The organism is Pseudarthrobacter sp. SL88 (genome assembly GCF_026672455.1).
Lineage (GTDB): Bacteria > Actinomycetota > Actinomycetes > Actinomycetales > Micrococcaceae > Arthrobacter.
Map to the genome: position 1 here is coordinate 3,872,569 of NZ_JAPPRD010000001.1, position 14,941 is coordinate 3,887,509.

Annotated in this window: 10 protein-coding genes and 4 pseudogenes; 7 read left to right on the forward strand and 7 right to left on the reverse strand. The window is 60.6% G+C overall.

Annotated elements, in window-relative coordinates; translation table 11 throughout:
• Window positions 1–452: 452 nt before the first annotated feature.
• From OVA06_RS17620 to OVA06_RS17630, 3 genes are all read left to right on the forward strand, one after another.
• A complete protein-coding gene (locus OVA06_RS17620; protein ID WP_268160088.1) occupies window positions 453–1,565 on the forward strand; it encodes a tyrosine-type recombinase/integrase in 1,113 nt (370 codons plus the stop codon).
• Window positions 1,562–1,900: a helix-turn-helix domain-containing protein gene (locus tag OVA06_RS17625; protein ID WP_173160762.1), complete on the forward strand. Its 339-nt coding sequence runs from the start codon at window positions 1,562–1,564 to the stop codon at window positions 1,898–1,900. The genes OVA06_RS17620 and OVA06_RS17625 overlap by 4 nt, the downstream gene beginning before the upstream one ends.
• Before the next feature lie 130 nt (window positions 1,901–2,030).
• Window positions 2,031–3,446, forward strand: a complete 1,416-nt coding sequence (locus OVA06_RS17630) for a site-specific recombinase (RefSeq protein WP_268157586.1) — start codon at window positions 2,031–2,033, stop codon at window positions 3,444–3,446.
• A 305-nt stretch (window positions 3,447–3,751) separates the two neighbouring features.
• Here OVA06_RS17630 and OVA06_RS17635 read toward each other — a convergent pair whose 3' ends face one another.
• A complete protein-coding gene (locus tag OVA06_RS17635; protein ID WP_268160090.1) occupies window positions 3,752–4,459 on the reverse strand; it encodes a hypothetical protein in 708 nt (235 codons plus the stop codon).
• A 127-nt stretch (window positions 4,460–4,586) separates the two neighbouring features.
• On the opposite strand from OVA06_RS17635, the gene OVA06_RS17640 reads away from it, so the two are divergent.
• From OVA06_RS17640 to OVA06_RS19815, 3 genes and pseudogenes are all read left to right on the forward strand, one after another.
• Complete coding sequence (locus OVA06_RS17640; protein WP_268160092.1) at window positions 4,587–5,672, forward strand: ATP-binding protein; 1,086 nt, start codon at window positions 4,587–4,589, stop codon at window positions 5,670–5,672.
• Between the two features lie 320 nt (window positions 5,673–5,992).
• The gene (locus tag OVA06_RS17645) at window positions 5,993–7,399 is read left to right on the forward strand and encodes a plasmid pRiA4b ORF-3 family protein (RefSeq protein WP_268160094.1); all 1,407 of its coding nucleotides are present in this window, start codon (window positions 5,993–5,995) and stop codon (window positions 7,397–7,399) included.
• A 488-nt stretch (window positions 7,400–7,887) separates the two neighbouring features.
• A pseudogene (locus tag OVA06_RS19815) lies at window positions 7,888–8,094 on the forward strand (transposase family protein); the annotation flags it as partial.
• A gap of 5 nt (window positions 8,095–8,099) precedes the next feature.
• On the opposite strand, the pseudogene OVA06_RS17650 reads toward OVA06_RS19815, so the two are convergent.
• From OVA06_RS17650 to OVA06_RS17665, 4 genes and pseudogenes are all read right to left on the reverse strand, one after another.
• Window positions 8,100–9,065: pseudogene (locus OVA06_RS17650) on the reverse strand (IS481 family transposase); the annotation flags it as partial.
• A 233-nt stretch (window positions 9,066–9,298) separates the two neighbouring features.
• Window positions 9,299–9,880 carry a HEPN domain-containing protein gene (locus OVA06_RS17655; protein WP_268160096.1) on the reverse strand — a complete coding sequence of 194 codons (582 nt, stop codon included), beginning with the start codon at window positions 9,878–9,880 and terminating at the stop codon, window positions 9,299–9,301.
• Window positions 9,877–10,863: pseudogene (locus OVA06_RS17660) on the reverse strand (DUF262 domain-containing protein); the annotation flags it as partial. The gene OVA06_RS17655 and the pseudogene OVA06_RS17660, both read right to left, overlap by 4 nt.
• 611 nt (window positions 10,864–11,474) lie before the next feature.
• Window positions 11,475–11,876 carry a MerR family transcriptional regulator gene (locus tag OVA06_RS17665; RefSeq protein ID WP_268160098.1) on the reverse strand — a complete coding sequence of 134 codons (402 nt, stop codon included), beginning with the start codon at window positions 11,874–11,876 and terminating at the stop codon, window positions 11,475–11,477.
• Window positions 11,877–11,976: 100 nt separating this feature from the next.
• On the opposite strand from OVA06_RS17665, the gene OVA06_RS17670 reads away from it, so the two are divergent.
• Window positions 11,977–12,960, forward strand: a complete 984-nt coding sequence (locus OVA06_RS17670; protein ID WP_268160101.1) for an aldo/keto reductase — start codon at window positions 11,977–11,979, stop codon at window positions 12,958–12,960.
• A gap of 750 nt (window positions 12,961–13,710) precedes the next feature.
• On the opposite strand, the gene OVA06_RS17675 is transcribed toward OVA06_RS17670, so the two are convergent.
• Window positions 13,711–14,013, reverse strand: a complete 303-nt coding sequence (locus OVA06_RS17675; protein ID WP_268160869.1) for a hypothetical protein — start codon at window positions 14,011–14,013, stop codon at window positions 13,711–13,713.
• Window positions 14,014–14,066: 53 nt separating this feature from the next.
• A pseudogene (locus OVA06_RS19730) lies at window positions 14,067–14,327 on the reverse strand (transposase); the annotation flags it as partial.
• Between the last annotated feature and the right edge of the window lie 614 nt (window positions 14,328–14,941).

A 14,941-nucleotide genomic window follows, 5' to 3' on the forward strand; every position in this document is an offset into this window, starting at 1 on the left:
GGCTACAGCTTCAGGGTTGCTTTCGCCGGTTCGGGGCAGCTGTTGGGTCTAATGGTGGATCCCAGGGGAATGGGATCCAAGGACTCTTCATAGATTGCAGTCTGGCCACCGTCCTCAAAGACGGCATGCGGGCGGAGGTCCCTTGCAGGCTTCTCGCCAGCCATCTCGAAACGCCGATAACGGGTCTTATGTAAAGCTGTAATGACTCTAAGTGCTATTCCTGCACATCGTGAGGATGTGGGAAACGCCTGCTGTACCTCCCCTAAAGCGGTGCTGACCAGCGATTTTGCCTTGACGGCAGGATTGCCGGGGTTCTGAAGGCGCGTACTGTTCCGTGCTCGTCGCGGATGCCGTATTCGGCATCCGAACTGCGGTTTCGTCGTTGACCGATTGCGTTTCTCGCAAACTGCGTGCGAAAATTGCAAAGGGTTCTTGATGATGCGAGGCGAACCATGGCACGGGATAACGGAAATGTTCTCTATGTTCCTTTCGGCGGTCAGACGCCGGATCCGGACTCGTTCCTAGCGCTCGTCCTGGATGGCTGGGAACGCCAGCAGCGTGCGAAGGATTTCTCGGCAGCGACAATCCGTACCAGGCGCAATGTAGTACTGAGCCTCGTGGACTTCTCGGGCAGGTATCCATGGGAATGGAGCCTCGTCGACGCCGACGATTATTTCTCCCACGCCCGTGCCGTGAGGAACCTGTCCCACGGCACTGTCAGGTCGTATCAGGGTGCGGTGAAACTGTTCTGCGACTACGCCTGCAGTCCGCGCTACGACTGGTGCGAGCAAAGCGCGAAGCTATTCGGCCGGGTCTTTGCCCAGGTCGTGACCGAACTGAACCGGGTCACACATTCGCAGCCGACGGAAGCACGACCGGGGAAGCGACCTTTCAGCCAGCGTGAACTGCAGGAACTCTTCGACCTTGCAGATCTCGAGGTCGAGCGGATCCTGGACTCGGGCCGCAAGGGCGCATTGTCTGCATGGCGTGACGCGATTGCCTTCAAGTCGGCCTACAGTTGGGGTCTGCGCTCCGAGGAATTTCGCCGCTTGCAGGTGTCTGATTTTTCCCGCAACGGCAAGGCACCCTTCCTCGGAAATCACGGCGTGGTCCTCGTGCGCTGGGGAAAGCCTCACAAGGGTTCAGCCAAGAAGGTCCGTTCAGTCCTCACCGTTTGGGAGTGGTCCGCGGAAATGGTGGCCGATTGGATCAAAAACGGGCTCCCCCGCTACGGCTATCCGGTCACTGACCTGTTCCCCACCAGCAGCGGCAAAATCGTGGGCGAGTCGCACCTGAACGGCCGGCTCCATGACTTCCTGGATGAGCTGGGATACCCGCCAGGACTGGACCTGCATTCCTTCCGCCGCTCCTATGCCACGCACCTGACCACAGGCGAAGGGTTTGACCTGACCTTCGTGCAGCTGCAACTCGGCCATGATCACGCCTACACGACGTCGCTATACACGCTGCCCTCCCCCGACTACCAGCGCCTCGCCCTGGAGCGGGTGCATGATCGGACCATCAAAGCGGCCCTGGCGCTGCCCTCAGAAAGGAAGCACCCATGAGCAGACGAGAAATCGCCTACACCTGGCGGGTCCGCGAGATCATGGCCCGACGAGGGGTCCACACGGCCAAGGAGCTCGCTGCCCTCCTGCACGATCGCGGCATCACCCTGACTGCCAACGCAATTTGGCGGATCGTGACCCAGGAACCCGAACGGATCTCCTTCAAGGTTCTCGTCGCGCTTTGTGATGCCTTGGACGTAACACCCAACGACCTCATCACCTACTCAGCCACCGAAGCCAAGACCATCCGGCACCGCAAAGCTGCGGGCGAAGACATCCCTGACCTGCACAACTACCGCCCAGTGCGTGCACGAATCGTGGAGGACGATGGCTAACCCGGGCCGACCTGGCACCGGAGGCAACGGATCCGTGCGGCCGCCCACACTCAACGACCTGCCGATCCCTAGGAAGCGTGGCCGGCCCCGCTCGAGCGGGGATTATCTCTGCAGCCGATGCAACCAGCTGGTGGCCAAAATCAGGGTGCGCTGGCCTGACGGGCCGGTCTGCGGAGCCTGCTTCACAGAGGCCACCCACACCCGCGGCAGATGCCCCCGCTGCCTCGAAACCCGCATGCTCCCCGGACGCTCACCCGACCACCAGCCCATCTGCCGCGACTGCGCAGGCATCACGACCACACTCACCTGCACCCGATGCAACCGGGAAGTCGAAAGGTTCCGGGGCGGCCTATGCATCCGCTGCGCTCTCAAGGACGACCTCACCGCAGCGCTCAAACCTGGTGACAACCTCAGCCTGCACCGCCTCATTGATCTCCTGGCGGAGGCCGGCAGGCCCGAAAGCATCTACACCTACATGCGCCCCGGCACCCAGGCCAGGGAACTCCTGAACGCCATCGGCGACCGAACACTCCCACTCACCCACGAAGCCTTCGACGCGCTCCCCCAGTCCACAGCAGCCGAACACCTGCGCTACCTGCTCATGCACCACCGCATCATGCCCGGACGCGGTAACGAAAGGCTCGTACGCTTCGAGCAATGGCTTGCCACCAAAATCAGCGGCCTCCCCGACGATGGAACAGCCAAGATCATCGAACGCTTCGCAGTATGGCATCACCTCAAACGCGTCCGCGACAGAGCCACGGACCCAACCGTGAACCTTGAAACCGTCACCCACGCGGCCAAACAGGAGATTACCGAAGCCGCCAAACTTCTCATCTGGCTCCGCGGCACCCATGCCATCGGAGCTGACGAACTCAGGCAGGCCCACATCGACGAATATCTCAGTAGCGGGCCCAGCACCCGCAAACACGTCCGCAACTTCGTACGCTGGCTCAACCAGCAAAACCGCAGACCGTACGGGCAGCTCGACGCGCCGTTCCGACCCGCACACTCCGTGCCGATGATCACCCAAAACGAACGTATCGAACTGGTTCGCAACTGCCTCGATTACAACCACGTCACCACGTCAACGCGCCTTGCAGGCCTCATCCTGCTGCTCTGGGCCCACCCCATAAACAAGATCGCCATGCTCACCCATGACGACATCGACAGCAGTCCCGAGGGCATGTTCCTCAAGCTGGGCACTATCCCCGCCGCAATACCCGAAGCCATCACCGAGATGTTTTGGCACCAACGCCAGGGAAGCGAAAACCGGAACACCACGAATACCAACACGAAATGGCTGTTCCCCGGAACCCGAGCAGGCCAGCACATCCACCCTGCGACCCTTTCCGGACGAATCAAAGTCCTCGGCATCGACAGCCAAAGAGCACGAAACGCCACCCTGCGCGATCTCACCCAGGAAGTGGACGCCCGAACACTGATGGATCTACTCGGCTACAGCCCCGCCATCATCGCCCAACACGCCGCGAGATCGGCCACGAGAATGGCTGACTACGTCAGCCTCAAGCAACAGCACACCTGAGCATCCTGACAAAACGGATAACGCATTTCGCCATCAGGAGCTGAGTGGGGCTCCCCTAAGACGTCCTCCGGCACTCTCGGATGGCCCTTCAGGACTACGTCAACCGCACTAATTGACCGTGTGTCCGGGCGGGGCCTCAACTCCGCCGGTCTGCAATTGGCGAAGCTCCAGTCAAATAGCGGTTGACCGGAGCTCCGGTCCATTATGTGCCGGTAAACCTGAGGATTACCTGTGAGTCTGGAGAGACGGAATCTCTATTATCGCCGCTTCGAAAACCGTGGCAGACGGTGGGGATTCGCGGGTCATTAGCGCACGTAAGGCGGGACGGACGCGTCGTTGAAGGGCTCGAACCAGTCCTCAATTTTCATGGGTGCCAAGCCGAGTTGCATGTTCAGCCCGATGTCGCCTTCGAAGCCGTCCATGGCATTTTGGTAGAGCATCTCGCTGTCGGTGTCTTCGAGCATGTTCTCTTCCAGCATGCCCCGCCAGCCGTCCGGAAGGTCCAGGTCGTACAGATCCTGGATGACCTCGACCTGATCAAAAAGGCAGCGGAGCGCCAGTTCCTGGGCGACACAGGACGGGCGGGTCCACCCGCGGCTCAAAGCCCCGGTCATGTCCGCAGCGATGACGAGGAACTGCTGGGTGAACCGGACGTCGTATTTATCGGCCTGCCGGGGTGGAAGTCCGGACAGGACGAAGGTGTTGGCGATGTCCTGTCGGTCGATCCGGTCAAGCTTCAGCAGACCGTCAAGATCCTCGAAGAGCTGGTCGATCAGGACGGCCGAGGCCTCCCAGAGGGCGCCGGCCAGCAGTTTTGCCTGGAACAGGCTCTGGTCGCGCTGCTCAGGCGTGATTGAACTGATCCATTCGAGGTCCTCAGCGTCCAGTCGGTTCCGCTGGTCCTCCGTCAGATCCTCCAGCCGGGGTTCGAAACCCAGCTGCTCCAGGCTGAGGCCGGTCAATTCCTCGCCGACGTGGAGCGCGTGCTCGATGTAGTTCTCTTCCCCGGTCATGGCCCCGATGCTACCGCCTCCCCCGGGCCCGTCTTGCTTCTGCTCGGGAGGCTGGCCTATCGTGGCAGGAGTTTCACCACTTTCACCAGTTTCACCCAGTTTCACCCAGTTGTACCCAGGAGGTGCGGTGCAGAATCCCTTCAAGCCGACGGCGGGAGCCACGCCTCCCGAACTGGTTGGGCGGGCCGGGCTGCTGGACGAGTTCGAGTACGGCCTGCAGCAGGGTTCCGGCGCGCCCGGGCTCTTGACCATCATCACCGGCTCCCGGGGCATCGGCAAGACGGTCATGTTGAGCGAAGCCGAAGGCATTGCCAGGAATCACGGGTGGGCCGTGATCTCCCGGACGGCCACACCAGGGTTCCTTGCCGGGGTCGGCGACGATATGCTCCGCCTCCTTGATGAACTCGGGGACGGGCCTCCATCCCGGAAGATCACCGCCTTTTCAGCAGGAGGGTTCGGACTGACAACCCAACTCCCGCCGGAACGGGCCGTGGACTGGCGCCGGACCGGGAACGAACTGCTGCGCCTGCTCGATTCAAAGGGCACAGGACTCGTTATCACCATCGACGAGATTCATGCCGTCGACAGGACAGAAATCGCCCAGCTGGCCGCCGATGTCCAGCACTTCATCCGCGACGGGCTGCCCATCGGACTGATCTTCGCCGGCCTGCCGTCGGCGGTGTCCGACCTCCTCAACGAAGGCGTTGCCACCTTCCTGCGCCGGGCTGACAGGATCAATCTCCACGAAGCAGCCATCGCCGAAGTCACCGCCTCGTACAGCGAACTCTTCAGCCAGGGAGGCCTCAGCATCTCCCCCGACCTCAATAACAAGGCCGCCGAAGCCACGGAAGGGTATCCCTTCCTGATCCAACTGGTGGGCTACTACCTCTGGCTCGAAGCCGACAAGGCAGGATGGAAACTGGACCAGACCAACGTTCAGCGTGGCATCGCTGCCGCCCAACGACGGAACACCTTAGTGGTCGTCGAGTCAGCACTGTCAGACATCTCGGACAGAGACCGCGAGTTCCTCGACGCCATGGCCACCCAGGACGGACCCTCGGCGGCAGGTCAGATCGGTGCCATCCTTAAAGCCAAGCCCAACGTCGTGTCCAAGTACCGGAACAGGCTCATCGCCGCGGGCCTGATCGAGTCCGCCGGCTACGGCAAAGTCGATTTCGCAATCCCCGGACTCCGCCAATACCTCCGCGAGTAGATTGACAGAAGGTCCATCCGTTCATGACGTATTCCGCGAGGTTGGAACTGCTCAGCCAGCGCCCGGTTCACGGCGGGGATGTCCAGGAAAGCAGGGTCAAAAAGGCGTATCGGAGCAGGTTAGGTCGGCCACCCATGCCGAGTGTTCGGCGTGGTCAGGACGCGACGGGTCAGCTCGCATCGGCCACTCAAGTCACTGGCCAGGATGCCAAACTAGCAGGCAACACGTGGGCCATCGACGCCTCTTACTGGCGCTGGCAGAGCGGACGCGGCGACCAGTGACAGGTCTCGCCCGAACACTGGGACTGGCAGGATAGTGCTGTGACGATACGAGCTGCAGATGAAGAACCCGGGTCGATGTTGCTGCAGCTACGTGTCTCGATCGTGGGCAGCGAGCCGGCCATCTGGCGGTTCCTCGAAATCGACCCCTTCCTGACCCTGGACAGGGTGCACGAGGTCCTCCAAACGGCCGTCGGCTGGCGGGATTCACACCTGCACTCCTTCACGGACACCGACCCCTATGTTCGTCTGCGCCCAGTCAACGGGCACGTTCGCGAACCCCGACGCTGGGTCCCTCTGGATTTGCTGGAAGACAACGACGACGACCTGCCAGAGACGGACTGGACCCTGGGCCAGGTCCTCACGCCGGAATCCGATCCCCTGTTCTACGAATATGACTTCGGCGACGGCTGGATCCACCGCCTCGAACTCACCGGGACCCTCCCCAGGCCAACCAACGCCCCAAGGGCGCGGCTCGTGGACGGCGCACGGCGGGCGCCGCTGGAAGATTCCGGCGGCATCTACGGCTACCACGACCTGCTCGACGCCCTCGCAGACCCGGGCCACGAAAAGCACACCGACCTTCAGGCCTGGGTCGCATGGACAGCCGGCCCATGGCAGGAATTCGACCCGGAACAGCTGGATATCAATGCCGTGAACAAGGAACTGGCCCTGCTGTTCACTGCTCCCACTGCTCCCACTGCCACCGAACACCGCCCCGGAAGCGAATCACTGACCCAGGAACTCACCAACCGGATGCCTCCCGGACTACGACGCGAATTCCGTTCATACCTGCATGCCGCCGGCCTCGACGGCCCCGCAACGGTCGAAGCAGACGTCGCCGCGGCGATGACCGTCCCGTATCTCTGGCTCACCCGCCGCATCGGGTCCGAGGGTCTGTCCCTCACCGCTGCCGGCTGGCTACCGCCGGCCGTGGTCCGCGAGGCCATGACCGAGCTCAACTGGGCCAAGGACTGGATCGGCAAAGCCAACCGCGAGGATCAGACCCTGCCCGTCCTTCAGCTGCGTGAAAGTGCTCAGCGACTCGGTCTGATCCGCAAAGTCAAAGGCAGGCTCGTCCTTACCTCCGCAGCCAAGCAGCTGCTAGATGATCCGGAAGGCCTGTGGCTTTTCCTGGCGCGCGCCGTTGCCCACCGGCACCGTCACGACTCCGAGCGTGACGCGACGCTGTTACTCCTGCTCGAGGTCGCGGCAGGGAAACGAACCAGCTGGGCCGACTACCTTGATGCCGTCTCCTTCGGCCTCGGCGCACTCGGCTGGAGGACCCGCGCCGGAGCCGAACTGGAACCGAACACCGTCCAAGCACTCCTCGTCGACTCCCGAGAAGTCCTGCTGAACCTCGGCATCTTCGACGACCGCTTCGGGCTCGAAGCAAACACCCTCAAGGCGCCAGGGCAAGCCTTCGCCCGCGCAGCTCTTCACGCATAGCCACTCAAGGCCCCCCAATCGCCGACGCCGCAACTTACCCCCATCTTCCCGGGCAGAGCTGAGCAATTGAAGCAGTGGTATCCGCATGTTCCTAATACGCCGTCCTCACCAGCAGTCACCGAACAACACGCTAGACAGGCCTGCCTTGGGAGGTTCTCGGTGAGGCCACAGGCCAGTTGTGTCGTCTCCCGGCGGGACCCTGTGCGCCTGCTGGATGTACTCGAAGTCAGGCTGCAGCAACTTCATGTGGCGTCCTCGGAGTCCAGCCCTTGACCAGTCTCTTGCCCGCCCCACGGCTGCCACATAGGCTCATGATGTGAGTGGCGGGGACGGCAATCCGAAAAGCGGATCCGGCCCGCGACCCGTGAAGGAAACAGGCTCTCCGTGGTTCGTGGTGAGACGGATTCCGTGTCTTGAAAGCTGAAGGGCTCGTAGCCCTGCTGTGATGGATGTTCTCTACGCATTCATCAAGTCAGGAGCTACGAGCCTTGATCGAGCCTACTTCCCCGCGCCCCGATGCTGCCACCGCCATTTTCAACCTGCCCGACTACCGCGTCACCGATACTGATGTCCTCACTTTCGGACAGCGGCGGGTCCGCATCGAAGCCACGGCCGAGGCCGGCTGCCCGTCCTGCGGAGTGATCAGCACCCGGGTGCATTCACGCCGGCCACAACGTCTGCGCGACATCCCTGTGTAATTCCCACGGAGGTTCTGAACGCGGCTGATAGGGGTTTTGCCTTCGATGCCGGTATGGGTTCTGTGGTGATTGTAATGGTGGAGCCATCCGGTGTAGGTGGCGGCGCGTTCGGCTTCTGAGGCATAAGGCCGGGCATAAGCCCATTCGGTGGCGAGGGTGCGGTTGAAGCGTTCTACCTTGCCGTTGGTCTGAGGTCGGTAGGGGCGGGTCCTGCGGTGCTTGATGTGTAGGCCCAGGGCAGCGGCGAAGGCTCGGGAGCGGTAACAGGGCCCGTTATCGGTGAGTACGGCCTTGACGGTGATGCCGTGCGCGGAGAAGAAGGCAGCTGCCCGGAGCCAGAAGGCTATGGCGGTTTCCTTTTTCTCATCGTCGAGGATCTCTGAGTAGGCCAGCCTTGAGTGGTCATCGACTGCGTGGTGGAGGTAGGCGTAGCCGACTCCCGCGTGGCGGTTGCGCTTGCCCTTTGCTCGTCCAAGAGTGCGGTGTCCGCCGCCATCTGGGATGCGGCCGAGCTTCTTGATATCCACATGGACGAGGTCCCCTGGGTTCTCATGCTCATAGCGACGGGGTGCCGGCTTCCGGACGGGCAGTCCGGTGCCCTGGTCCAAGCACGCCAGCCTGGGCATCTGGTACCTGGCCAGGACTTTGCCCACGGTCGAGCGCGCCAAATGCAGGTGGGCCGCGATCCGGTGTGGTCCCCAGCGGCGGGTGAACCGCAACGCGATGATCCGCCGCTCGATACGCACGGCAGTCCGGTTGGGGCTCCGGCGCGGTCGAGACGACATATCAGCCATACCGTCCTCGCCAAAGACCCGGTACCGGTCCGTCCATTTCTTCGCGGTGGCGGGCGAGCACTGGAACCGTTCTGCGGCCCGGCGCAGCGTCCAACCCTGTTCGATGACCAGCCGGGCGAGTTTTCCTCTGGCCTTGGGCGTCAGGTCCGCGTTGGCATGGGTAACGTAAGACACGAGAGCCTCCTGGTGTCGAGATGAGTGTGGTAACCCAAATCGATACCGGAGGCTCTCGCTCTTTACATCACGCCACGCTGTTCACAACCTCCGTGGGAACTACAGCTAGGGGCCGCCGGCAAAGTTGATCACGCAGTCGGACACCTGGCGCTCTGACACTCCCCCAGTGCCGACACCGTTCACTGATAGCCGACGTTATGCAAAGCAGTACTTTGCGCATCCCATCAGATGAATCACTTTGCCCCCGGATACGCAACGCTGGCTGGCGAGGAACTGCCTTCTTCTAAGGGCAATGCCTCTATCGTTCCTACTCTGATGATCTGCGGTATACATGATACGAACCTGCACGCAGACTCGTACTTCGCCTGAACCTCGCTGGGAGTCAACGAAAGAGAATGTGTGGCAAAATCGCCGTGAACGAGTTCGTTTCGTTGACGACCGAGCTGAAGGAAATCTCTCATAGATACTTCCAGCCACTCGAGGATATTCAGCTGTTGTTTAAAATTCTTTGTACAGTCTGGTCCGAAGTAGTTGGTAAAAACGTTCACGTTGTTATCATTCCAGCCAAAGAGCTGGTGATACTGCCTGTGAAGCCCCTTCTTCATTACAAAGGTAGCTGCAGATTCGTGCCGGGTTGTTTCCTTGTAAAATTCCTCTATATGACGTAGAACTTCTTTCTCAAAGCTGCTCGCGGCGGCAACGATCATTACTTTTGGCAAGTCCGTTTGGTAAACGTTGAGAAGTGAGGGCTCAATGACACGCTCCAATAGGGCTGCTATCTCATTGCGCTCATTGAAAAAGACCTTAAGAGTCAAGAGACATCTTCTCCGAACAGATACTTCTTGGCCGTGCGAACCCTAGCAATGACGTTCTTTGTGTCGGTTGTGTGCGTCTCGGTAGCACCTTTGAAGTTTTCATCCGCACTAAGTAGCCGCAAGGTTTCGTCATCTAAACGCGCTGTCTTCGACTCTCGCAACCCTTGGTAGTAGGCGGAATAGATTGCCTCAAACACCGGAACGCTAAACCTGTTAGAGATGAGGAAAGGCGTACGGTCGAGGTTGTCTGTCTGCTTGAGAAACCCCTTGAACGCATCAACACGAAATGACACTTCTTCAACGGCAAGAGAACGGGATGCGTCGGCATAAACGTCTAGGAATCGCACCATAGACGGCTTGTACGTGGCAAAATTGTCGGCCATGGCGAATGCCCGAAGTATCACTTCGATGTCCTTTAGCCGGGGATCCGGGGCGGCGACACCAAAGAGGCGACGCCACTCCCCTTGGTTGTTCATATCCACGATCTCCTCCATAAGCTGGGAGTCAGCCAGGCTTACTCGGATCTCCTGAGCTGTGAGGTTCACGCCGGTGGTGTTGAGGCGGTTGAAAATTTCATACACCGCTCCCCGACCCTCCGGATTTATTTGCTTGATAAGGACATTTCGCAGTGTTCGCATTCCCAACTGGATCTGCTTATCTTCAAGGGTCTCGTACTTCAAGCCGTGAAGAGGGTTCCGCGCCCCTCCCTCGGCACTGGGCAAATGCAGCTTGAAAGGCTCAAACAACGAGTCATCGTGGAGTATTTCACTCGGAATTGCACCTTTAGCCCCCCAGTACTCGCGTAGTTGAGGTTTTGCGGACTTTCGCGGAAACCTACCCACCATGAAGAAGTAGATCGACATGAGCCGCTGCTGGCCGTCAATAATTTGGAAGGAGTTTCTTGCCTCCTCGTACAGGAATACCTGCGGAACAGGCAGTCCCAGAATGAGTGACTCGATGAGCTTGGAGGCCCTGGGCCGATCCCAGACAAACCCGAGGGCTGTCCGTCAACCCGATGGCGTTTGTGACTCTCCGCCCGAGCGACGGCCCTTCCCCCGATCTGCTTCTTCTACAAGCCATGCCCACACGCTCTCAGCTCGAACTTGCGTGCGCAAGGGGTTCGAACATAGCGGTCCGCTCGCCTGCCCCCAATTCAATCCGCAACTCGTCCCAATTCAACACGTCCCGCTGCCAGTTCAAGAACCGTGAGGGAGTGGCTGAAAGAAGGTGCTGCTCCTGCATTTGGCGGCGCTGCCACAACGATCTGGCTACGACCAGCCTGGTCGGAGAGGTCTGATTGAGAGCCCGATAGATCTGACGCGTGATGTATCTCTTTAGGCTTCGGATGATTTCCTTTTTTGGGTCCGTCCTTGGCTTGTTCGTTTGGTGACGTATTCTCCGGTGGCCGGATCCCTGTTTTTTCGGATTAGGGTGATCGCGTAGGAAGGTGGCGTGATGATTATTCGCCAACACCGGGACAACGAGGACTAGGAAAGTTTGTCGAGTACAGTGAGACTGCTCGCGTAGTCAGCTGCGAAAATCGCGTAATGCTCCCCCGGCTACGTTGCCTTCTCGTTGGCACGGCTGACGGTAGCTATGGGCTCAGCACGTGATTGGCGGTGTGGATGGCTTCCCTATAGGCGCTGATCTTCCGTTCCAGGGCAGCGAGGTGCACATGTACTTCCGCGAGTCGGGCAAGAACCGCCTCGTGGTGCTGCTCAAGCAGTACCAGCCGGTCTTCGGCGGACGCACCGGCCTGGTATGCGGCGGCGTACTCGCGTATCTGTTGGATATTCATCCCGGTCCCGCGAAGCATCAGCACCCCGGCAAGCCAGCTCACGGCCGAAGCATCGTATCGGCGCCACCCGCTCGGGCCTCTCCCCGGCGCGGGGGCTATGCCTTCCTTCTCGTAATAGCGAATGGTGTCCACGGTGGTGCCAAGAACATCTGCCGCTTCACTGATAGTGAGGCCGGCATCGGCTCCAGGGGGCGTCATAGCAGGCATGCTCCCAGTCTCCCATTTGACATGGTGCGCACACCAGCACCGACGCTGGAAGCAACCGGACGCTCCGGAACTTGATGTGAAAGGGCAGCATATGAAACAGGTTCCACTGGGCTCGCAAGGCCTCACCAGCTCCGTCATGGGCCTTGGTTGCATGGGTATGAGCGCCTTCTACGGCGGTGCCACCGAGGACGAATCGATTAGTACCATCCGCCGTGCCCTGGACCTCGGGGTCACCATGTTCGACACCGCAGAGGCCTACGGCCCCTTCACCAACGAGCAACTGCTGGGGAAAGCGCTCGGTGGAGACCGTGATCGCGTGAGCATTGCCACGAAGTTCGCGATCGAGTTCGACGACGACGGGACACCGCATGGGCTGAACGGTTCCCCTGAGTACGCACGCCGGGCCCTCGATCGATCCCTTCGCCACTTGGGAACCGACCATATCGATCTCTGGTACCTGCACCGCGTCGACCCGGCAACACCGATCGAGGAAACGATCGGGGCGATGGGACAGGCGGTAGAGTCCGGCAAGGTCCGCTACATCGGCGTCTCCGAAACGTCAGCCCAAACACTGCGGAGAGCTCATGCAACGTTCCCGATCACAGCCATCCAGTCGGAGTACAGCCTGTTCGAGCGGGATGCGGAGCACAACGGAGTCCTTGATGCCGCCCGTGAACTCGGCATCGGGTTTGTTCCGTTCTCACCGCTGGGCCGGGGCTTCCTCAGCGGCACGATCACCAGAAAGGATGATCTGCCGGAAGGTGATGCCCGCAGGAACTTGCCCCGATTCTCCGATTCAGCCATCGAGGCCAACCTCCGGATCCTGGACGTGCTGCGGACGATCGCAAAGCGAAAGGGCATCACACCGGCGCAGCTCGCGCTGGCCTGGGTAATTCACAATGGCACCACCCCCATCCCAGGGACCACCAAGACCCATCGTGTGGAGGAGAACGCGGCCGCAGCCGACGTCGAGTTCACTCCGGATGACATCGCCCAGATCGAGAAAGCGTCACCCCATGGAGCAGCTACCGGCACCCGGAACACGGAAGCCGCTATGGCCCGGGACCGCGGCTAAACGCCGTGGCCGGGGGAAGCATAGGGAGTGGGGCTGGCACAGCGAAACATGGTGACCCAAGGTCCAGCGCAGGGCGGATGGTCCTGATGTATTGGTCCTCGCTGGCGCCGCCGTAGAAGGCGCTCGTTCTCCGACATCCAAGTCCCATGACCGAGCTGGTATGGCCCTGCGAGCCCAGTGCAGCCTGTTTCAGGTGCTGCCCTTGAGAGAAATCCGGAACATCCGCATGCTCCTGCGTCGCACCCGCTGCTATGAACCGTCGCGAGGGCGGCCGCACTCATCCCCGAAGCTGCCCCGTTGATGAGTGCGCCCTTCCCCTGGAGGCTGTTGTCCGCGCGCGTGGCCACGGCCTTAGAGCCTAGCTGTACTAAGTTAGGCGGGCATTATGGTGGGACATGAAGGCCTCTTGGTCGTTGGCTGTGTGTGGTTATCAAAAACTTAAGGGGTCTTCCCCTATTCACCATGCAGCCAACGTCCTGACTCAGTACAGCTGATAAGTAGTTCCGGGTTGTCAAGAGCATGGGGAAGCAGTCCCAGCGTTTGAGCCCCTTGGGACTGCTTCCTTTTGTGTTTCCGGAATGAGCGTGCGTGTTGGTTAGCGTGTCGTTGGCGACGGCACGGTCAGACTGATATGCCTGGTTGGTTACTCAGGACGAAGTGTCCGGCTGGAGGTTACCGCTGGTCGACATATCGGGCGTGGCCCCCTTGGGGGGGTGCCCATAGCTGTATCGCCGGTTTATTGCACGCGCTTCAGGAAAGCCATTCACCCGTTGCGTACCGGCTGTTTCCGTTCCTCTGAATCCAGTGGAAGTCAGTAGGCGCGTGTCGTGTTGCCAGGTTTCCGGTTGCCAGGGACCAGCAACAACCGGAGAGTTCGCGGGCGATGGCAACGATGGCGATGACGGGGTGCTTGCGGTGTCCGAGGTAACTGATCCAGCATTCGTGCAGGCGCCGGTTCCCGGCATGGCCGCGCATCCCTGCCTCCGAGGTAGCTTCTTCCCAGCGAGACAACACCAGCCGGGACGGGTGCTGTATGGTCTGCGGTGATGCCATCTTCCTTCACCGAGAAGCCGGCGGGCATAAACGTTCCCGGTCTCAGTGATGGAACCCTGGGACCGGGACGCGCCCGAGGAATGCTCCGTGGGAACCAGACCCAAATACGCGCCGATGGTTGAAGCGGTAAACCTTTCCCAATCACCAATCTCCACGGCGAGACCGAACGCGGTCAACGTGGACATCTCCCGGAGGCACTGCAGCGACCCGACCACCGGGGTGTATTCAGTCACACAAGCTATGACGGAGATCACCAGATGTGCGGCGGTCGCGGTGGTCAGAGTTCTCATACATCGCCTCCAACGATGACCCATACGTCAGCTGCCGCGCCGGTGCATCAAACCGCCGGCGGGCCAACCACAGTTCATGGGTCCCGGTCCATGCCTGCACCCCGGGGACCACCGAGTTTGAGCAACCGGGCCAGTTGCAGGGCATCCTTCGCATGGGTTTTGTTCACCCGGTCACCGGAAGGGCGCTGAACTTCGCCGGGGCCGCGACCACCGTTTCGATCCCGGCAGATAGCAGGAACCTGATCCAGCCAAAACCAGTCGGACCAGCTTGGTAAACGACTTTCACCGGGGGAGGCAGCGAGATGATCCAAGCAAGAATCTCATCCCGATCCGACGTCAAGGGTGCCGGAGAACTTCCCCGGTCACACCGTCCAATGCGCAGGCTACGACACACTTCGGGCATGGAGATCCAGGCCATCGCTTGTACGCTCGAACATAGCTGGAACTTACAAATTTCAAAGGTGACTCGACCTGTCCGCCAAGGGTGACAGGTCGAGTCAGGTCTTGCTTTGAAAAGGAGGTACCAGGCCACCGGAACACACTTCCAGGGCCCTTCTGATGAAGGCCATCCACACCTGGCAAGGACCCCGGACAGCCCCAGCCGCCACACAACATAACTGACCCAAGTCAAACAGGGC